The organism is Simplicispira metamorpha, from assembly GCF_004341365.1.
In the GTDB taxonomy this organism is placed as follows: domain Bacteria; phylum Pseudomonadota; class Gammaproteobacteria; order Burkholderiales; family Burkholderiaceae_C; genus Simplicispira; species Simplicispira metamorpha.
This window is the reverse complement of record NZ_SLXH01000013.1, coordinates 1-18,103: the sequence shown is the minus strand read 5'-3', so window position 1 is coordinate 18,103 and position 18,103 is coordinate 1. Positions and strand designations below refer to the sequence as shown.

20 protein-coding genes and 1 tRNA gene are annotated in these 18,103 nt (G+C 59.8%); 10 read left to right on the top strand and 11 right to left on the bottom strand.

Annotated features, from left to right (window positions below; translation table 11 throughout):
- From EV674_RS08495 to EV674_RS08480, 4 genes are all read right to left on the bottom strand, one after another.
- On the bottom strand, positions 1–1,260 hold the full coding sequence (locus EV674_RS08495; protein ID WP_119013160.1) for a branched-chain amino acid ABC transporter permease: 1,260 nt from the start codon (positions 1,258–1,260) through the stop codon (positions 1–3).
- A gap of 5 nt (positions 1,261–1,265) precedes the next feature.
- A complete protein-coding gene (locus tag EV674_RS08490) occupies positions 1,266–2,219 on the bottom strand; it encodes a branched-chain amino acid ABC transporter permease (RefSeq protein WP_119013161.1) in 954 nt (317 codons plus the stop codon).
- Complete coding sequence (locus tag EV674_RS08485) at positions 2,216–2,398, bottom strand: hypothetical protein (RefSeq protein WP_132750396.1); 183 nt, start codon at positions 2,396–2,398, stop codon at positions 2,216–2,218. The genes EV674_RS08490 and EV674_RS08485 overlap by 4 nt, the downstream gene beginning before the upstream one ends.
- A gap of 105 nt (positions 2,399–2,503) precedes the next feature.
- Entirely contained in the window at positions 2,504–4,141 is a 1,638-nt protein-coding gene (locus tag EV674_RS08480) for a 3-(methylthio)propionyl-CoA ligase (RefSeq protein WP_119013162.1), read from the bottom strand.
- A gap of 213 nt (positions 4,142–4,354) precedes the next feature.
- On the opposite strand from EV674_RS08480, the gene EV674_RS08475 reads away from it, so the two are divergent.
- From EV674_RS08475 to EV674_RS08455, 5 genes are all read left to right on the top strand, one after another.
- Positions 4,355–5,845 (top strand): protein adenylyltransferase SelO, encoded by a 1,491-nt coding sequence (locus EV674_RS08475; RefSeq protein WP_119013163.1) that lies wholly within the window; start codon positions 4,355–4,357, stop codon positions 5,843–5,845.
- A complete protein-coding gene (msrB, locus tag EV674_RS08470; RefSeq protein ID WP_119013164.1) occupies positions 5,842–6,255 on the top strand; it encodes a peptide-methionine (R)-S-oxide reductase MsrB in 414 nt (137 codons plus the stop codon). Before EV674_RS08475 ends, msrB begins: the two co-directional genes overlap by 4 nt.
- A gap of 26 nt (positions 6,256–6,281) precedes the next feature.
- Positions 6,282–6,836 (top strand): septation protein A, encoded by a 555-nt coding sequence (locus tag EV674_RS08465; RefSeq protein WP_119013165.1) that lies wholly within the window; start codon positions 6,282–6,284, stop codon positions 6,834–6,836.
- The gene (locus EV674_RS08460; RefSeq protein WP_119013166.1) at positions 6,833–7,114 is read left to right on the top strand and encodes a BolA family protein; all 282 of its coding nucleotides are present in this window, start codon (positions 6,833–6,835) and stop codon (positions 7,112–7,114) included. Before EV674_RS08465 ends, EV674_RS08460 begins: the two co-directional genes overlap by 4 nt.
- Before the next feature lie 72 nt (positions 7,115–7,186).
- Positions 7,187–7,972, top strand: a complete 786-nt coding sequence (locus tag EV674_RS08455; protein ID WP_119013167.1) for a peptidylprolyl isomerase — start codon at positions 7,187–7,189, stop codon at positions 7,970–7,972.
- A gap of 48 nt (positions 7,973–8,020) precedes the next feature.
- Here EV674_RS08455 and EV674_RS08450 read toward each other — a convergent pair whose 3' ends face one another.
- From EV674_RS08450 to EV674_RS08435, 4 genes are all read right to left on the bottom strand, one after another.
- The gene (locus EV674_RS08450) at positions 8,021–8,779 is read right to left on the bottom strand and encodes a heparan-alpha-glucosaminide N-acetyltransferase (RefSeq protein WP_277749421.1); all 759 of its coding nucleotides are present in this window, start codon (positions 8,777–8,779) and stop codon (positions 8,021–8,023) included.
- A gap of 154 nt (positions 8,780–8,933) precedes the next feature.
- Positions 8,934–9,010, bottom strand: a tRNA-Pro gene (locus tag EV674_RS08445).
- A gap of 87 nt (positions 9,011–9,097) precedes the next feature.
- Positions 9,098–9,343, bottom strand: coding sequence for a translation initiation factor IF-1 (gene infA, locus EV674_RS08440; RefSeq protein WP_119013168.1), 246 nt, complete (start codon positions 9,341–9,343; stop codon positions 9,098–9,100).
- A gap of 248 nt (positions 9,344–9,591) precedes the next feature.
- Positions 9,592–10,809 (bottom strand): HPP family protein, encoded by a 1,218-nt coding sequence (locus EV674_RS08435; RefSeq protein ID WP_241524929.1) that lies wholly within the window; start codon positions 10,807–10,809, stop codon positions 9,592–9,594.
- 119 nt (positions 10,810–10,928) lie between these two features.
- Between EV674_RS08435 and asd the strand changes: the two genes are divergently transcribed.
- From asd to EV674_RS08420, 3 genes are read left to right on the top strand one after another with little or no spacing between them, the layout of a single operon-like run.
- Positions 10,929–11,783, top strand: a complete 855-nt coding sequence (gene asd / locus EV674_RS08430) for an archaetidylserine decarboxylase (RefSeq protein ID WP_119013170.1) — start codon at positions 10,929–10,931, stop codon at positions 11,781–11,783.
- Positions 11,784–11,829: 46 nt separating this feature from the next.
- Positions 11,830–12,087: a GlsB/YeaQ/YmgE family stress response membrane protein gene (locus tag EV674_RS08425; protein ID WP_119013171.1), complete on the top strand. Its 258-nt coding sequence runs from the start codon at positions 11,830–11,832 to the stop codon at positions 12,085–12,087.
- The gene (locus EV674_RS08420) at positions 12,084–12,611 is read left to right on the top strand and encodes a hypothetical protein (RefSeq protein WP_241524930.1); all 528 of its coding nucleotides are present in this window, start codon (positions 12,084–12,086) and stop codon (positions 12,609–12,611) included. Before EV674_RS08425 ends, EV674_RS08420 begins: the two co-directional genes overlap by 4 nt.
- Before the next feature lie 227 nt (positions 12,612–12,838).
- Here EV674_RS08420 and EV674_RS08410 read toward each other — a convergent pair whose 3' ends face one another.
- Together EV674_RS08410 and EV674_RS08405 are read right to left on the bottom strand one after the other, a co-directional pair.
- On the bottom strand, positions 12,839–13,801 hold the full coding sequence (locus tag EV674_RS08410; RefSeq protein ID WP_119013173.1) for a class I SAM-dependent methyltransferase: 963 nt from the start codon (positions 13,799–13,801) through the stop codon (positions 12,839–12,841).
- Between the two features lie 180 nt (positions 13,802–13,981).
- Positions 13,982–15,190: a Fic family protein gene (locus EV674_RS08405; protein WP_119013174.1), complete on the bottom strand. Its 1,209-nt coding sequence runs from the start codon at positions 15,188–15,190 to the stop codon at positions 13,982–13,984.
- A 91-nt stretch (positions 15,191–15,281) separates the two neighbouring features.
- On the opposite strand from EV674_RS08405, the gene EV674_RS17375 reads away from it, so the two are divergent.
- Complete coding sequence (locus EV674_RS17375) at positions 15,282–15,425, top strand: hypothetical protein (RefSeq protein ID WP_165887081.1); 144 nt, start codon at positions 15,282–15,284, stop codon at positions 15,423–15,425.
- Positions 15,426–15,608: 183 nt separating this feature from the next.
- On the opposite strand, the gene EV674_RS17370 is transcribed toward EV674_RS17375, so the two are convergent.
- Positions 15,609–15,770 (bottom strand): hypothetical protein, encoded by a 162-nt coding sequence (locus EV674_RS17370; RefSeq protein ID WP_157983681.1) that lies wholly within the window; start codon positions 15,768–15,770, stop codon positions 15,609–15,611.
- Between the two features lie 582 nt (positions 15,771–16,352).
- On the opposite strand from EV674_RS17370, the gene EV674_RS08400 reads away from it, so the two are divergent.
- The gene (locus EV674_RS08400; protein WP_132750395.1) at positions 16,353–17,786 is read left to right on the top strand and encodes a P-loop ATPase, Sll1717 family; all 1,434 of its coding nucleotides are present in this window, start codon (positions 16,353–16,355) and stop codon (positions 17,784–17,786) included.
- Positions 17,787–18,103: the final 317 nt, after the last annotated feature.

Here is an 18,103-nt window from a genome sequence, read left to right as displayed (position 1 = left end):
TTACGGCACCTGCGTGTGCGTGACGGGGTGCGCGCTGACCTGCTGGAGCTGGCTCCACTGCCGTGCCAACTGGCGCTGGCACAGGGCAAACAGCCCGGCCCCGGTCAGCAGTACACCAGCGGCGCCCAGCCAGCTGGCCAGCGCACTGGCATCCAGCGTGGTGCCCATAAATGGCAGCTGCGGCCCCAGCGCGGCATTGCGCTGCAAGTGGTACACCATCTCGATCATGCAGGCGGCGCCCAGCAGCGCCAGCAAGGCGGCGCCTGCCAGCGCCAGATAAGCGGGAACCAGTGTGCGCAATGGCCCCCGGCGGGCCAGACGCACATGGGCCACGACCAGGCTGGCCATGCCACCGGGCGCATACATCACCATGCCCAAAAACACCAGGCCCAGGTACAGCAGCCATGCCTGGCTCCATTCCGACAACAGCACCGTGGCCAGAACCAGCAGCACTGCGCCAATGATGGGCCCGGCAAAAAACGCCGCCCCGCCCAAAAAGGTAAACAGCAGGTAGCTGCCCGAGCGGGCCATGCTGAAGCTGTCAGCACCGGTCACGATCTCGAAGTGGATGGCCGCCAGCGCCCCGCCCACACCGGCAAAAAAACCGGCCATGGTAAAGGCCAGGTGGCGCACACGCTGCGGGTTGTAGCCGATGAATTCGACGCGCTCGGGGTTGTCACGCACGGCGTTCAGCAAACGCCCCAGCGGGGTGCCGGTAAAGGCAAACATGGCGGCGGTGCCCATAAAGCAATAGGCGGCAATCAGGTAATACACCTGAATGGCAGGGCCAAAGGTGATGCCCATGAAGGCGCTGCCATACACGCGGTTGGTGGTGATGCCGCCCTCGCCACCAAAAAACTCCGGAAACATCAGCGCCATGGCGGCCACCAGTTCACCCAGCCCCAGGGTAATCATCGAAAACGGGGTGCCCGCTTTGCGCGTGCTGACAAAGCCCAGCAGCGCAGCACACAACAGTCCTGCTGCGCCGCCCACCAGCGGCACCAGCACCAGCGGCACCCGCCACACGCCCTGGCCCGCCAGGTTCATGGCATGGATGGCGATAAACCCGCCCAGCCCGGTATACACCGCATGGCCAAAGCTGAGCATGCCGCCCTGCCCCAGCAAGATGTTGTACGACAGGCAAATCAGGATGAGGTAGCCCATCTGCGAGAGCATGGTCAGCGCCAAACTGCTGGAAAACACCAGCGGCGAGGCCACCAACACCAGCGCAAACAACGCCCAGACGGCAAAACGGCCCATGTCTATCAGCCCTCCCGCGTGCCCAGCAGCCCCTTGGGGCGCAGGATCAGCATCAACACCAACAGCAGGTACGGCAGGATGGGCGCCACCTGCGCCGCCGTCAGCTTGAGCAGCGGCCAGCCCCAGGTGCCCTCATGCACCGCGATGCCCAGGCCCTGCAAGGCGCTGGCCAGCGAATAATCCAGCGCCACGGCCAAGGTCTGCACCAGCCCGATCAGCAGCGAGGCCCAGAACGCCCCCGCCAGCGAGCCCAGCCCGCCCACCACCACCACCACAAAAATAATGGAGCCCACGGCGCCTGCCATGGCGGGTTCGGTGACGTAGGTGTTGCCGCCAATCACCCCCGCCAGCGCGGCCAGCGCGCAACCGCCGCCAAACACCCCCATGAACACGCGCGGTACGTTGTGGCCCAGCGCCTGCACCATCTCGGGGTGCTTGAGCGCGGCCTGTATCACCAGGCCGATGCGCGTGCGCGTCAGCAGCAGCCACACCACCAGCAGCATCCACAGCGCCACCAGCATGATGAACGCGCGCGACTTCGGGAACTGCGTGCCATACAGCGTAAACAGCGGCCCCTGCAAGGCCTCGGGCAGGCCGTAAGGCACGGTAGAGCGCCCCCACACCAGCTGCACCAGCTCCACCATCACATACGACAGGCCGAACGTGACCAGCAGCTCGGGCACATGGCCAAAGCGGTGGACGCGGCGCAGGCAGTAGCGCTCAAACAGCGCGCCCAGCACGCCCACGGCCAGCGGCGCCAGCACCAGCGCCCACCAGAACCCCACCACCCCCGACAGCGTGTAGGCCAGATAAGCGCCCAGCATGTAAAAACTGGTGTGCGCAAAATTGAGCACGCCCATCATGCTGAAAATCAGCGTCAGCCCCGAACTGAGCATGAACAGCAGCAGCCCGTAGCTGACGCCATTGAGCAGCGAGACCACCAGCAGCTCGGCACTCATGGCTGGCGCAGGCGCAAAGGGTGCACGGGAGCCACAGCGCTGACGCCAGCAGCGGCCCAAGCAACGGCAAACGGCTTGAAAAGCAAGGCCGCAGCACCCGCTGAAAATAAACAGTGAAAAATGGCTCTAGAGCTTACTGGGTAAGCGCTAACAGCTATTTTTTCAATAGCAAAAAACATTCTCTGTCCAGATGTAAAAAAGCCCCCCGGCCGCGCAGTGCGTTGCGCAGTCGGGGGGCCGCAAGGATAGCTTGGGCGCCGTGCTACTGGCGCCAGCGCGTGCAATTACAGGCCAGGCAGCCGGTAATCCTTGAGCTGCTCACGCAGCCGGGTCTTGAGCATCTTGCCCGTGGCGCCCAGCGGGATGGCATCGACAAACACCACATCGTCCGGGATTTGCCACTTGGCGGTTTTGCCCTCGTAAAAGGCCAGCAGCTCCTCGCGCGTGACCTCGGCGCCGGGCTTTCTGGCCACGGCCACGATGGGGCGTTCGTCCCACTTGGGGTGGGGCATGCCAATGCAGGCAGCCATGGCAATGGCGGGGTGTGCCATGGCAATGTTCTCGATGTCGATGGAACTGATCCACTCGCCGCCCGACTTGATCACGTCTTTGCTGCGGTCGGTGATCTGCATGAAGCCGTCGGCGTCAATGGTGGCCACGTCGCCGGTGGGGAACCAGCCCCGGCCCTGGGCGTCCTGGACGAGCGGGCTCTCGCCCTTGTAGTAGGTGTCCAGAATCCAGGGGCCGCGCACCAGCAGATCGCCGTAGGTTTTGCCGTCCCAGGGCAGTTCGTTGCCGTCGCCATCGACGATTTTCATGTCCACTCCGTACAGCGCCCGGCCCTGCTTTTGCAGCACCTTCATCTGCTCGGGGGCGGGCCACTGCAACTGGTGGTTTTTCAGGGTACACAGCGTGCCCAGGGGGCTCATCTCGGTCATGCCCCAGGCGTGCAGCACTTCCACGCCAAACTCTTCCTGAAAGGCGGTGATCATGGCGGGCGGGCAGGCCGAGCCACCAATCACCGTGCGCTTGAGGCTGGAAAAACGCAGGCCGTTGGGCTTGACGTGGCCCAGCAGCATCTGCCAGACGGTGGGCACGCCAGCGGCGTAGGTCACGCCCTCGGCCTCGATCAGCTCATAGACCGATTTGCCGTCCAGCGCCGGGCCGGGAAACACCACCTTGCAGCCCGTCAGCGCCGCCGAGTACGGAATACCCCAGGCGTTGACGTGGAACATGGGCACCACGGGCAGCACCGAGTCGCGGGCCGACAGGCACATCACATCGGGCAGCGCGGCAGCGTAGGCGTGCAGCGTGGTGGAGCGGTGGCTGTACAGCGCCGCCTTGGGGTGGCCGGTGGTGCCGCTGGTGTAGCACATACTGGAGGCGGTGTTTTCATCAAACTGCGGCCAGACATAGGTGCTGGACTGCGCGCCAATCCAGTCTTCGTAGCTGCTCAGGCCGGGGATGCCGCTGCCCTCGGGCAGCTTGTCGGCGTCGCACAGGGCCACCCATTTTTTGACGGTGGGGCACTTGGCATGCACGGCCTGCACCAGCGGCAGGAAGGTCAGGTCAAAGCACAGCACCTGGTCTTCGGCGTGGTTGATGATCCAGGCGATCTGGTCGGGGTGCAGGCGCGGGTTGATGGTGTGCATCACGCGGCCCGAGCCGCTGACGCCAAAGTACATCTCCATGTGGCGGTAGCCGTTCCAGGCCAGCGAGGCCACGCGGTCGCTTGGCTGCAAGCCTTCGCTGTCCAGGGCATTGGCCAGGCGCCGGGCGCGCGCTGCCAGGTCGCGGTAGGTGTAGCGGTGGATGTCACCTTCGACCCGGCGCGAAACAATCTCGCCGCTGCCGTGGTGGCGTTCGGCAAACTCAATCAGCGACGAAATCAGCAATGGCTGACTCTGCATCAAACCCAGCATAGATGTGCTCCTTGGTTGTTATGAATGTGAAAACCGGCACATGGTAACGGGTGAATTTCAAGGGCTTTTGCTGCACCACACAGCGCCAGTGCGGCGCTGTCACGCACATGACAGCACCGCCGCAGGGTGCCTTGCATCACCCACCAGCGCACCGCCAGTCCCAGTAACCCTGCAAGCCCTGTGCAAACCACCCACACAGCGACAATGCGCCGTATGAACATGCCCTTTGACGCACCACTGACTGCCAGTCCGGGCCTGCACTGGCGCAACCGCTTTGCCGCGCTGGGCCCGCAGTTTGGCACCCGGCTGCAGGCCACACCGTTGCCTGCTCCGCACTGGGTGGCCCACAGCGCCAGTGCCGCGCAGGCTCTGGGGTTGGACGCGCACTGGCTGCCCTCCGATGAGGCCCTGCAAGCCTTCAGCGGCAACGCCCTGCTGCCGGGCAGCGCGCCGCTGGCCAGCGTATACAGCGGCCACCAGTTTGGCGTGTGGGCCGGGCAACTGGGCGATGGCCGCGCCCTGCTGCTGGGCGAGGTGGACACGCCCCACGGCCCGCAGGAAATCCAGCTCAAGGGCAGTGGCCCCACGCCCTACTCGCGCGGTGGCGATGGCCGCGCCGTGCTGCGCTCCAGCATCCGCGAGTTTTTGTGCAGCGAGGCCATGCACGCCCTGGGCGCCCCGACCACGCGGGCGCTGTGCATCACCGGCTCACCGCTGCCGGTGTACCGCGAGCGCGCGGAAACCGCCGCCGTGGTCACGCGCACTGCCGCCAGCTTTATCCGCTTTGGCCACTTCGAGCACTTTGCGGCGCGCAACCAGCTCGATGCGCTGCGCCAGCTGGCCGACACCGTCATCGATCAGCACTACCCCGACTGCCGCACCGGCGCTGCTGGCAACGGCAACCCCTACGCCGCGCTCTTGCAGGCAGTGAGCGAGCGCACCGCCGCGCTGGTGGCGCAGTGGCAGGCCGTGGGTTTTTGCCACGGCGTGCTCAACACCGACAACATGAGCATCCTGGGCCTGACGCTGGACTACGGGCCGTTCCAGCTCCTCGATGCCTTCGTGCCCGGCCATATCTGCAACCACAGCGACACCCAGGGCCGCTACGCCTTCCACCGCCAGCCGCACATCGCCTACTGGAATTTGTACTGCCTGGGTCAGGCGCTGCAACCGCTGATTGGCGAGCCCGCCGCCGTCCATGCCGCGCTGGCCTCGTACAAAACTGAGTTTCCGCGCCAGTTCATGGGCCGTATGCGCGCCAAGCTGGGGCTGACCACGCCGCACCCGGCTGAAGGCGCGGTGATGGATGGCATCCTGCAACTGCTGGCCGACCAGGGCGTGGACTACCCCATCTTCTGGCGCCGCCTGTCGCACGCCGTGGCGCAGCAGCAGTTCGAACCCGTGCGCGACCTGTTTGCCGACCGTGCCCCGCTGGACACGTGGTTGCTATCGTATTCAGAGCTAGAGGCGCTTACTGGGAAAGCGCCAGATGCCGATTTGATGTTAAAAACCAACCCCTGTTACGTGCTGCGCAACCATCTGGCCGAAGAAGCCATCGCCGCCGCGCAAGCCGGGGATTTTTCTGTGCTGCACACCCTCCAAACCCTGCTGGAGCGCCCGTTTGACGAGCACCCCGACTACACCGCCCAGGCCGGCTTTCCGCCAGACTGGGCCTCCTCCATCTCCATCAGCTGCTCATCATGAACTTTCCTGTCCAGAAAACCCCAGCCGAATGGCAGGCCGTGCTGGCTGCCAAAAACGCCGAACCCGGCGCGCTGCAAGTCACGCGCCACGCCGCCACCGAGCGCCCCTTCACCGGCAAATACAACCAGGTCTGGGCCGACGGCAGCTACCACTGCATCTGCTGCGATGCCAAGCTGTTCGAGGCGGGCACCAAGTTTGATGCGGGCTGCGGCTGGCCCAGCTTCAGCCAGGCCGTGCCCGGCGCCATCACCGAGATCACCGACCACAGCCACGGCATGGTGCGCGTCGAGACCGTGTGCACCCAATGCGGCGCCCACCTGGGCCATGTGTTTGAAGACGGCCCCGCGCCCACGGGCCTGCGCTACTGTATGAACTCCGCGTCCCTGGACTTCACGCCCCGCACCTCCTGACCGGGCCTTGAGAAGCCCCCGCCACCATGAAAATCCTGATCGACTTCTTCCCCATCATCCTGTTCTTTGTCGCCTTCAAGGTCTGGGGCATTTACGCCGCCACCGCCGTGGCCATCGCCGCCACCGTGGTGCAAATCGGCTACCTGCGCTACAAGCACGGCAAGGTCGAGGCCATGCAATGGCTCAGCCTGGGCGTGATCGTGCTGTTTGGCGGCGCCACGCTGCTGGCCCAGAGCGAAACCTTCATCAAATGGAAACCCACCGTGCTGTACTGGCTGATGGGCGGGGCGCTGCTGGTGGGGCAGTTGTTTTTCAAGAAGAACTTCATCAAAAGCCTGATGGGTGCGCAGATGGAATTGCCCGACAGCGTCTGGCGCACCGTGAACTGGGCCTGGGCTGGTTTTTTTGCCACCATGGGCGTGCTCAACCTGTGGGTGGCCTACCACTTTGACACCGATACCTGGGTCAACTTCAAGCTGTTTGGCGGCATGGGGCTGATGTTTGTTTTCGTCATTGCCCAGGCGCTGTACCTGGGGCGCTACCTCAAAGAGCCTGAAAACACCAAGGACGCCCAGCCATGAACACCAACGCCACCACCGAGGCCATCACCGCCCTGGCAATGGAGCAGTGCCTGCGCGCCCAGCTCGCCCCCACCGCCCTGCAAGTGCTCGACGAGAGCCATGCCCACGCGGGCCACGCGGGCGCCAACGGCACCGGCGCGGGCACGCATTTTCGGGTGCGCATTGCGTCGCCGCGTTTCAACAATGTGTCACGGGTTCAGCGGCATCGCCTTGTGTATGATGCGCTGCAAGAATTTATTGACCGCGGCGCCCATGCCATCGCCATTGAAATTCTCTGACCAGGGCTTGGCAAAAACCTTGCGGCTTGCCGACCATCGGTCTGTAGCCAACTTCTCTTTTTTGGATTTCGAATGAAGAAACAGCTCTTGTCAGGCCTTGTGGCCGCCACCCTGTTGGGTGCCGCAGCCCTGCCCGCCTCCGCCCAGAATCTGGCCATTGTCAATGGCAAGCCCGTTCCCGCAGAACGCTTCGACACCGTCAAGCAGCAGGTGGAACGCACTGGCCGCCAGATCACCCCCGATATCGAAGCGCGCATCAAAGACCAGATCATCACTGCCGAAGTTTTTACGCAAGAAGCGCAAAAACAAGGCATTGAAGGCTCCAGCAACTTCCGCGCCCAAATGGAGTTGGCACGCCAGCAAATCCTGATCAACGAGCTGTTTGCTGAATACAAAAACAAACACCCCGTCACGGACGCTGAAATCCAGGCTGAATACGACAAGTTCGTAGCGGCCAACGGTGGCAAGGAATACAAGGCCAGCCACATCCTGGTGGAAAAAGAAGATGAGGCCAAGGCCATCATCGCCTCCATCAAGAAGGGCGCCAAGTTTGAAGACATCGCCAAGAAGCAATCCAAAGACCCAGGTTCTGGCGCCAAGGGCGGCGACCTGGATTGGGCCAACCCCAACAGCTATGTATCAGAATTTACCGAAGCACTGATCAAGCTCGAAAAGGGCAAGATCACCCAAGCCCCAGTGAAGAGCCAGTTCGGCTGGCACGTTATCCGCCTGGATGACCTGCGCCAAGCCCAGCTGCCCAACCTGGAAGAAGTCAAGCCGCAGATTGCCCAGCAATTGGAACAGCAAAAGCTGGCCAAGTACCAGGAAGACCTGCGCGCCAAGGCCAAGGTCGAATAATTCTGTAGCAGGCGCTGCTACCTGAAACGCGGCTTAGGCCGCGTTTTTTCATGGCGTGACACCCCACCACGCTCCCCACGCTAGCAGAACACCCATCAAGATGGGCTGGTGCAGCAGGTAATAGACCAGGCTCCAGCGCCCCAAAACAGCCAGGGGGCGCAGCAATGCAGGCACCGCCATCCTGAGCCAGGAGGGCCTGTGCAGCAACAACCAGCACCCACAGGCTACCCCCCACCACAGCACGCCCAACCAGGGCAGCACTGGCACATAGTCTTCGGTATAGGGCTTGCGCGACACCAGCCCCAGCCAATTGAGCGTGCGCGCATTGAACAACGCAGCCCATTCAGACAACGCCCCAGTCAACAAATGCTGCGCTACCACCGGCAGGGCAATGGCCACGCCCCCCGCCAGCGCCCACCACAATGCTCCCTGCCCTGCGGCCAGGCAGCGCGTGAGCAACAGCATCACAGCCATGCCATGGAGTACGCCAAAGTAAATAAAGCTCTGGGGAAACATGGCGTATGAGCCCGCGCTGACCAGCAACGCTCCGGCAGCAATCTGCCCCCAGCGACGACCAAACCGCCGCCACCCCTGCCCCTGGTACAAGGCAATCGCCTGCCCCAACCCGGCACAAAAAAGAAACATGCTCACAATCGCTGTGCGCTGGCCTGTCCAGAACGGGTCAGCCCGAAAATTTTGCGGCCAATAGCCAAAATGGCTCAGGTCAAAACACAGGTGGAAAACCGTCATCCACACCATGGCCATGCCACGCAGGGCATCCACGGCATCGAAACGGGATGGGGACACGCCAGTGGGCGCAGGAGGGCAAAGATGGGTCACGCGTCACCAGAGCAAAGAAGGCGCCATCATGACAGCCCGCCAAGGCTGCTGTGCCCTGCTGGCAAAACAATGGCCCAAAGCAAAAAAGACTTGCCGCGTAAACGGCAAGTCTTTCAAACAATGGTCGGAGCGGCGGGATTCGAACTCGCGACCCTCTGCTCCCAAAGCAGATGCGCTACCAGGCTGCGCTACGCTCCGACAGCTGGTATTCTAACCCCAAAAATCACTGCATCTGGAGAAAAGTGCAAATATTCACGCTAACCAGCAAGCCAGACGCCCAGCGCCTCAACGGCCAGGGGCCGGGCCCCGGCCAGCCAGGTGGCGGAAGGTGATGCGGCCCTTGGTCAGGTCGTAAGGCGACATCTCCAGCGACACTTTGTCGCCCGCCAAAATACGGATGTGGTGCTTGCGCATCTTGCCGCCGGTGTAGGCAATCAGTTGGTGCCCGTTGTCCAGGGTGACGCGAAAGCGCGAGTCGGGCAGCACTTCGGTAACGCTGCCTTGCATTTCAATGAGTTCTTCTTTGGCCATATTCAATCTCGTAAAAACAAATCAATGGGTATCTGTGTTTGGCGCCTGCGCGGGGGGATGTCCACCACGGCAATGCTGCCCCTGGGGGGCTCGACACACTGTGCGGGCGGGCTGTGGGAGTCGCTGCACCCGGGGCGCAGGTCGGGAAGAAGGCCGGGGGAGACGGCGTCAATGGACAGGCAAGGCGCTGTGCATGAGCTCGTACATTGTAGCGCGCTGAACGCCTGCCTGCGCCCAGCCCGGCGCGATCACGCCTGTGGCACTTGCAGCGCACCGGCCAGGGCGCGCACCAGATCCGTCTGGGTGACGATGCCCACCAGGCGTTGGCGATCGTCCAGGATCGGAATATGGTGGTGCCCGCCTTGTGAAAAAAGCGGCACCAGCTCCATGACCAACTGCCCGGTTTGCGCCGTCTGCACCGGCTGCGACATGATCTGCCCCACCAGCGTAGGCTGTGTGCTGCGCCCGCGCACCAGGCTGCGCAGGCGCTGGCCCAGCCCCTCGGGCGCATCCGTGCGTGCCAGGCGCATGAAATCGGCCACCGTCACGATGCCGCATACCTGGCGCTGATCGTCCACCACTGGCAGCGCTTTGACCCGTTCGCTGCGCATCAATGCCTGCGCGTCCTTGAGCGATACCGCCGCTTCCACCGACAAAGCTGGCTGGGACATGATGTCCTCGCAGCGCAAATCGCCCAGCGTGCGGGCAAATGCAGCGCGCCCCGCCAGGTGCAACAACCCCTCCAGATCGGCACGGCTTACATCGAGCACGCCGTTGTAGTGCGACAGCGCCGCGTCCAAATCAGCGGAAGTGAAAGCGCCCGGCCCACGGGGCGCTACCTCTGGCGCTGACTGGGCGTGCGGGTAGCGGCGTCCGGTCAGGTTGTTGTAGAGCATGCCCACCGCCAGCAAGGCCAGCAGCGTCACGGGGACAGTCCATCCATGCAGCTGTGCCGCCTGCTGCGGATTGAGCACCATGGACAACGCCAGTGCGGCCCCCGGTGGGTGCAAACAGCGCAAAGGCAGCATGACTGCCACCGAAACGGCCACCGCCAGCGCGCCAGCCCAGGCACCATCGGGCACCAGCACCGCACTGGCAACGCCCACCCACATCGACAACAAACTGCCCGCCAACACCGGCCAGGGCTGTGACAACGGGCTCGATGGCATGCCAAACACCAGCACCGCACTGGCCCCCAACGACGCCAGCAGCCAAGGTCCCTGCAAACCCGTGAGCGCACCCCACCCATGCCCCAGCCAGGCCACCAGCAACATGCCGCAGGCCATGCCGATGGCCATGCGCAGCCCTTCGCGCACCGTGATGCCCACGGGGGCAGGCCAAAACCGTTGTAGCCACAACCACACGCTGTGGGCAAAGGACAAAGAACGCGGTGGCAACAAAGGATCAGGCAAGGGCATGGAGATGAAACAGAACGGCGCCAACGCGACCGCGAGGGGTGCAATCATGGGCGCGCCCATTGTGCATCCAGGCCCGCAGAGCGTGCAGGCGCAACGCCTTGTCCCCCTGGCTGGCACAAGGCCACCGATAGAATGCCCCACTCCCGCCACTACCCTGACAGCCACCCGTGTCTGACCGCCTTGCCGTACTGCCACAGTACCTTTTGCCCCAGCGTGCCCTGACCACCTTTGCAGGGCGCATCGCCTCGGCGCAAGCCGGTTCACTCACCACCGCCCTCATCCGGCGCTTTATTGCCCGCTACGGCGTGGACATGAGCGAGGCGGCCAACCCCGACATCACCAGTTACGCCAGTTTCAATGACTTCTTTACCCGTGCCCTGCGTCCGGGCGCACGCCCACTGTCCAAGGCCGACCTGATCTGCCCGGTGGACGGCGCCGTCAGCCAGTTTGGCGCCATCGACAGCGACCAGATTTTTCAGGCCAAGGGCCACCACTACTCCACCACCGCGCTGCTGGGCGGCGACGCAGCGCTGGCCGCGCAGTTCCAGAACGGGCATTTCGCCACCATTTACCTCAGCCCGCGCGACTACCACCGCATCCACATGCCCTGCCACGGCCAGCTGCGGCGCATGGTGCATGTGCCGGGCGCGCTGTTCTCGGTCAACCCGACCACGGCGCGCGGCGTGCCGGGGCTGTTTGCCCGCAACGAGCGCGTGGTCTGCGTGTTCGACTCGGCACGCGGGCCGTTCGTGATGGTGCTGGTGGGCGCCACCATCGTGGGCAGCATGGCCACCGTGTGGCACGGCGTGGTCAACCCGCCGCGCACCGGCACCCTGCGCAGCTGGGATTACGCTGGCAAGCCCCCGATCAAGCTGCGCCAAGGCGATGAAATGGGCCGCTTTTTGCTGGGCTCCACCATCGTGCTGCTGCTGCCCCCGGGCCCGCTGCACTTCAATGCCGACTGGGCACCAGCCCACCCCGTGCGGCTGGGCCAGGCCATGGCCAGCAAGCAGCCACGGTAAGGCTTACCATGCAGCGCATCGCCATGCTTGACAGGAGCTGACCCCCATGATGTCCCTTCTCGGAACCCTTTTCATTGGCCTGATCGTCGGCTTCATTGCCCGCGCCATCAAACCCGGCGACGACAAACTCGGCTGGATCATGACCGCCCTGCTGGGCGTGGCGGGCTCGTTTCTGGCCAGCTACGTGGGCGTGGCCATGGGCTGGTACCGCACGGGCCAGACTGCGGGCTGGATTGCCTCGGTGCTGGGCGCCATTGCGCTGCTGGTGCTCTACGGCATCATCCAACGCACCTCCAACCGATGAACCTCGGCCAGACCACCGCCCAACAGGCTGCTGCACAGGCGGGGCTGCAAGCACAGTCGCCCGCACTGCACGCCGCCGTGCAGCGCAGCCGGCGCCTGCTGCACCGGCGCGCGCTGGTGGCCGCCGCCGCCAGCGCCGTGCCCGTGCCGGGCCTGGACTGGGCCATGGACGCTGCGCTGCTGTCGCGGCTGCTGCCACAAATCAACGCGCAGTTCGGCCTCACCCCCGAGCAGCTCGACCAGCTCACCCCGCACCAGCGCGAACAGGTGCAAAAGGCCGTGGCCCTGGTGGGATCGGTGCTGATAGGCAAATTTGTTACCCGCGATCTGGTGCTCAAGGCCGTGCAAACCGTGGGCCTGCGCATGACCAGCAAGCAGGTGGCCAAATTCGTGCCCCTGGCGGGTCAGGCCGTATCGGCGGCGCTGGGCTATGCCACGCTGCGCTACCTGGGCGAGCAGCACATCCAGGACTGCGTGCGCGTGGTGCAGTCAGCGCACCTGGCGCTGCCCGCGCCGGGCCAATAAGCAGCGTCCAGCGGTGCTTTGCACCCAAAGCCGCTTCTTTTTTGATAGCTGCTGGCGCCCACCCCGCAAGGGATAGAGGCCGATGGGGCCTAAAAACTGATGCCCCATCCCCGGCACAGCCAGCCACGGGCGTTTTCACTTCTTTTTTGATAGCTGCTCGCGCTTACCCTGCAAGGGCTGAAGGCGGATTTGGCTTGAAAAAACTACCGCCCTGAACGCCACCGCCTTCAAGGCAACTCTGGCGCGCGGTACACCAGCACCTTGAGCGCGCGCTGCGCATCCACATCGGCAAAGGCGGGTGGGTTGGCCAGGCGCTCCACCAGCGCCAGCTCAGGCGCCTGGGCCTGCATGTGCTCGTGCAAAAAGTCCACGCCCAACTCGGGCGCATTCAGGCACACCAGCGCGTGGCCACCGGGCGCCAGCAAATCGGGCAGACGGCGCAGCAGGCGCGCGTAGTCTTTGGTGGCCACAAAACTGCCCTTCTGGTAGCTGGGCGGATCGACGATCACCAGCCCATACGGCCCGCTGCGGGTGATCTTGCCCCAGCTGCTGAAGATGTCGTGCGCCAAAAAACTCGCCCCCGCCGTGAGGCCGTTGAGCTGGTGGTTTTGCTGCCCCGTGGCGATGGCGCCATGGCCCATGTCCACGTTGACCACGCTTTTGGCGCCCGCCTGCAAGGCCACCACCGAAAACGCACAGGTGTAGGCAAACAGGTTCAGCACCTTGAGGCCGTAGCGGTCATCGCAGCGCGCGGCGGCGTACTCACGCACCCAGCGGCGGCCCTCGGCCATGTCCAAAAACAAGCCGTGGTTCTGGCCGCGCAGCACATGGACGCGGTAGCGCGCGCCCTGCTCCGTCACCACATGCGGCTCGGGCACGCTGCCCGCCATCAGCCGGGTTTCGGTGCGGCCCTGGGTGCGCAGCGCCTCATTGCGGCACTGGAACACCCAGTTCAGCGGCTGGCCCGGCGCCAAAATCTCCCAGCGCTGGGCCAGCGCGGCGCCGATGGTGGCCAGCTGCGCATCGGTGTCGGCGTCGGCGGGCAAAAAGCTGGTGAGCACCCAAACGGGCGGATAAGCATCCAGCACCCAGTGCTCGCAGCCCGGGTGCAAACCGCCCCGGCCATGGAAGATGCGCTGGGCATCGGTGGGAAGCGGCATCTGGGCGATGGCGTCGAGCAAGGCTTGCATGGTGGTGGTGTGCGGTGATTGCAGTGAATGCGGGCGGTGAAGTGTAGTGGCAGAAAACTTCAAGCCTTTTGGGCCGTTTGCGCCCGTGGGGTGTGCGCAAGCAGCTATCTTTTTTGAATACTTTCTGCGCACCGTAGCCGCGCGTTGTCTGTCTATCCGCCCGGCCACAGCGATGGGCGACTACAACGCCGAATCACTGGCATCGGCCTCCGCTTCAGGCCACAGCCTGGGAAACAAAAAGCGCAGCGCATGTTGCGGCAAGCCAAAGCGCACCTTGCCCTGCGGGCTGTCACTGCGCAAAAAGCCGCGTTTGACCAAGGCCCCCAGGGCATCGGTAGCGATGCGGTCACTCAGCCCCAGCATGGATTTGAACTCTCCCCGCGCCAGCTCTTCACCGCTCAGGAAAAGATAGTGCAAGGCCCGCAGGCTTTCTAGGCGCACCCCCGATTTGTTCACGGTGCCCTCATAGACCAGCGCACCCTCAATGCGCTGTTTGATCGCATCAAAATCCAGCATCTGCTGCATGAACGCCACTTGATCCAGGCAGATGCCCAGCACATAGTCGGCCCACGCCACCAGGGCTTTCTCGCTCAAATTACCACGGCCATCCAGATCACTGCGGCGGGTGTTGTCCGCCTCGGCCAGCAGCAGGTAATAACGCTCCTGGCTGCGCGCAAAACCACGCAGCGGCGACCACAGACCATTCGACAACCCCAAAGCGTGCAGCACCAAATGCGTGTGCAGGCGCATCACCCGGCCATTGCCATCCATAAAGGGGTGAATCCAGCCCAGACGGTGGTGGGCACAGGCCATGGCCACCAAGGCCGCCTCCCCCCGGCGCACGCTGCCGTAACGCTGCGCCCAGCGCGCCAGAAACTCCGGCACATGGGCAGCGGCAGGCGCAATGTGCTGGCCTACGCTCACTTCCTTGTCGCGCCACTGGCCGGGCACCACAGTCTGGCCTTGGTTGACCTCCCAGTCCTGCGCGGGCAAACAGCCAAACAATTCTTGGTGCAAGTCCTGTACCGCCTGCGGGGTGTACAGCGTGGCCACGGCTGCTTCGCCGCTGTAGCGCTGCTCCAGGGCCGCCTCGGCCTCGATGTGCGCCACCGCCAGACGCTGCTTGGCAGCGAGTTCCTGGTTGGCCGAGAAGTCTTTGCGCAACGCCTGCTCAATCTCATGCGGGCGCGTGTGCTGGCCTTCAATGCGGTTGGTGTAGTACGAGTTCATGCTGCGCAGCAGCACATGCAACTCCGGCGGCACGCGCTTGCCCGCCAACGCGGTGGCGGCACGCACCAAGTCACCGGCCTTGGACAGCAAGGCTTCTTGCTTGGCATCGGAGGGCAACAAGGGTTCAAACTGATGGGGCGAGTGGTAGAGCACAGTCATCCGCCAAGCTTATGGCATTACCAAACAATTGTTCTTAAATTACTTTTTGGTAATTTCACCTAGTTTTACGCCAAGTTTTTCACCAACCTGCATGCCAAGTTCTGACCAGGAAGGCAGCACGCCCGGTTTCATCATCAAAACCGCCTCTAACGCCTATCCAGCTTGCGCCTGCAGCTATCAAAATCTGCCAACAGATATAAAAAAAGCAGCCCAAGCTACCTGGATGTCCGCATGAAAACGGCTGATGCTGGTACTGGCATCCAGCACTGCGCATGCACCCAGCGCCTGCGCTGCGGCGTTCACAGCTTCCACCACCCCACCATAACCAGGGCCGACAAGGCCCACATCCACAGCACCGCGCAGGCCGCGGCAATCACCCAGCCATCACGGGCAGCATCGCCAGCAACGCTTGGTTCCACTACGTGCCCGAGGCACCCACATTGCGCATCAGCAGCAAGGCCAGAGGCAAACAACCAGTGATCGACAGAGTGAACGCCGCCAGGGCAAACGACCAGCCATGGTCAGCCAGCACAAGGAAGCAGGCGTGGAAGGCTGGATCATGGTGGGTGATGTTTCTCATGAAAATCAGGTGAAATCCAGAATTTTTAGGTACGTGCAGCCATCAAAACTTTGATTTATCGCAGCATTCATGTGCTATGCGCAAGATTCGCTTTATGCAGCGTTAAATCTACAGACTAAGGCAGCGATGTGCTTATAGCGCCAACTGACATCACAAGTCAGGGCTTCCTACATATCAAGGCTGTACCGTATGTTGTGCATCCGCAGCAGTTGTTGACATGAAGTAACGTAGATAGCGCCAACCCGAACCACCAACGACAGCCTGAGCACACAAACAGCGAGGCGTAGCAGATCAAGCATTAATTCAATACCTTACTAGAGCGTGTTATGAACTTTGAAAAATTCTCTTTTGTGATAAGCACTTACGCACGTTTTTTCAAAAGTGGAAATCGTGGAATTCTTCAATAAAATCAATGACTTGCACAGAAGTTCATAACACGCTCTAACGACATACACTCCATCACTAAAAAACAATAATATATATTAATTCTAAAAATAGAGCATTAAATTCAACTTAACATATATAAATTTTACCAAACCACATAAATAAAATTTAAAAAACCAAAATTATATTATGGAAAATATGAAAATTAATCACAGAAAAATATTTGGCGCCGATGCAGCAGAATATGAAGACGAAGAGAAATTAAGTTCGTATTTTGTCATTCAAAATGAATTCGAAAGATTCACAGATTCAGACGAAAAATTTCTCATAGTGAAAGCCAAAAAGGGCATGGGAAAATCTAGTCTTCTACGTCATACATCAATTGAAATAAAGAAAAAAGAAAATACAGATATTGTCATAGAAATCAAAGGAAATGAACTTCTTGGACTAATAGAAACCAAGAGTTTAGATAATAATCAACTAGAGAATCTTTGGAAGAAAAATATATGCAACAGAATATGCATAGAAATTGGAAAAAATATTGGATTTGCTGCTACAGACACAAGCATAAATTTTGTAGAATCTGCAGAACTAGAAGGATTTAAAGAAAAAAATATAATTTCCATTTTGGCAAAAAATGTAATTAGAATATTTAAAATTCAAAATGGCACAGAGAAAATTTCTGACACTGAAATAAGAGAAGACTTAAAAAGTCCGCATCAGCAATTAATAAGATACCAAGAAAGCAAAGATTCAAATGTTTGGTTGATTGTTGATGACATCGATGCAAAATTTCAGGATGATGAAAATAACAGAATAGTAGTTAGTTCATTTTTTTCTGCTGCTTGCGCAATAGCTCACTCTGTTTACGGGCTAAAAATTAGATCTAGTGTAAGAAGTGATGTTTGGACTAGCTTAAGAAATATTGAAGATCAAGATAAGCTTCGAGATTTTATAGTTGACATTCATCAAAATGATGCAATTTCTGAGGAAATTATTTTCAACAAGATATCAGCATATTTAAAAAAAACAACAGGAATTGATGCTCATTACAAATATCCAAGAGATAAAATTAACGTCATATCTAAAGTATTCGAAAACCCAATGAACTGGAATAAAGGATCCGCCAATGCATTAATAGTTTTAAAGGTATTAGCTGGCGGTCGTCCAAGGTGGATGGGGCAATTATGCAAAGAAGCCGGCAAAAAAGCAGGGGGAAATAAAATAACTTTACAGGACTTTATTAGTGCAATGCCAAATTTCGGAAGAGATAAGATTTCCGATATAGAGAAAGAGCATAAACATCAATTCGATCAAATTAATTCTTTAATAAATTCATTCAGAGCAGGCAGCAAAGACTACACAAGACATAAACTCATTCAAAGAATTGAAAATTTTTATACAACAAAAAATAAATCAAAAATATCAAAAATAAATGGCGCACCTTTCAAGGCATCAGAGCAATTAGCCAAATTTTTATTTGAAGTGGAGTTTTTTGTTGCATTCGCAAATAATGATTATATAAATTTCGAACAAAGTCCTGATTTATTTGACTCACCGGAAAGTCTTTCAAACACGATTAAGTGGACAATTAACTCAAGCTATAGAAATTATTTAAACATAAATCAATAAAAATACTCAACAAGAAACCATATTAAAATCCAGAAAAAATCATAAAAATCCAATATAAATTTCGCGACAAAGCGTGAAACGGCATGCATTGCAACTACTACTTTAAAACGCGGTAGCAATGCAAGGCCCTCTTAAAAAACCAACCTAAAAATCACAGAGAGCAATCGTCATTTACGGTGGTTGTTTGATCTTATCGATACAAAAAAGGCAACCCAGGGGTTGCCTTTTTATTGACTAGAAATAAAACAACTTGAATCAAGCGGCATATTTGACAGAATCCTTCCCAAAAAACTGCTGCACCTTTTTGGGCGATTTCT

Coding starts and splice junctions, on each gene's coding strand:
- EV674_RS08495 (WP_119013160.1), bottom strand. CDS start 1,260: ATGGGCCGTTTTGCCGTCTGGGCGTTGTTTGCGCTGGTGTTGGTGGCC.
- EV674_RS08490 (WP_119013161.1), bottom strand. CDS start 2,219: ATGAGTGCCGAGCTGCTGGTGGTCTCGCTGCTCAATGGCGTCAGCTAC.
- EV674_RS08485 (WP_132750396.1), bottom strand. CDS start 2,398: ATGTTTTTTGCTATTGAAAAAATAGCTGTTAGCGCTTACCCAGTAAGC.
- EV674_RS08480 (WP_119013162.1), bottom strand. CDS start 4,141: ATGCTGGGTTTGATGCAGAGTCAGCCATTGCTGATTTCGTCGCTGATT.
- EV674_RS08475 (WP_119013163.1), top strand. CDS start 4,355: ATGAACATGCCCTTTGACGCACCACTGACTGCCAGTCCGGGCCTGCAC.
- msrB (WP_119013164.1), top strand. CDS start 5,842: ATGAACTTTCCTGTCCAGAAAACCCCAGCCGAATGGCAGGCCGTGCTG.
- EV674_RS08465 (WP_119013165.1), top strand. CDS start 6,282: ATGAAAATCCTGATCGACTTCTTCCCCATCATCCTGTTCTTTGTCGCC.
- EV674_RS08460 (WP_119013166.1), top strand. CDS start 6,833: ATGAACACCAACGCCACCACCGAGGCCATCACCGCCCTGGCAATGGAG.
- EV674_RS08455 (WP_119013167.1), top strand. CDS start 7,187: ATGAAGAAACAGCTCTTGTCAGGCCTTGTGGCCGCCACCCTGTTGGGT.
- infA (WP_119013168.1), bottom strand. CDS start 9,343: ATGGCCAAAGAAGAACTCATTGAAATGCAAGGCAGCGTTACCGAAGTG.
- EV674_RS08435 (WP_241524929.1), bottom strand. CDS start 10,809: ATGATTGCACCCCTCGCGGTCGCGTTGGCGCCGTTCTGTTTCATCTCC.
- EV674_RS08425 (WP_119013171.1), top strand. CDS start 11,830: ATGATGTCCCTTCTCGGAACCCTTTTCATTGGCCTGATCGTCGGCTTC.
- EV674_RS08420 (WP_241524930.1), top strand. CDS start 12,084: ATGAACCTCGGCCAGACCACCGCCCAACAGGCTGCTGCACAGGCGGGG.
- EV674_RS08410 (WP_119013173.1), bottom strand. CDS start 13,801: ATGCAAGCCTTGCTCGACGCCATCGCCCAGATGCCGCTTCCCACCGAT.
- EV674_RS08405 (WP_119013174.1), bottom strand. CDS start 15,190: ATGACTGTGCTCTACCACTCGCCCCATCAGTTTGAACCCTTGTTGCCC.
- EV674_RS17375 (WP_165887081.1), top strand. CDS start 15,282: ATGCCAAGTTCTGACCAGGAAGGCAGCACGCCCGGTTTCATCATCAAA.
- EV674_RS17370 (WP_157983681.1), bottom strand. CDS start 15,770: ATGAGAAACATCACCCACCATGATCCAGCCTTCCACGCCTGCTTCCTT.
- EV674_RS08400 (WP_132750395.1), top strand. CDS start 16,353: ATGAAAATTAATCACAGAAAAATATTTGGCGCCGATGCAGCAGAATAT.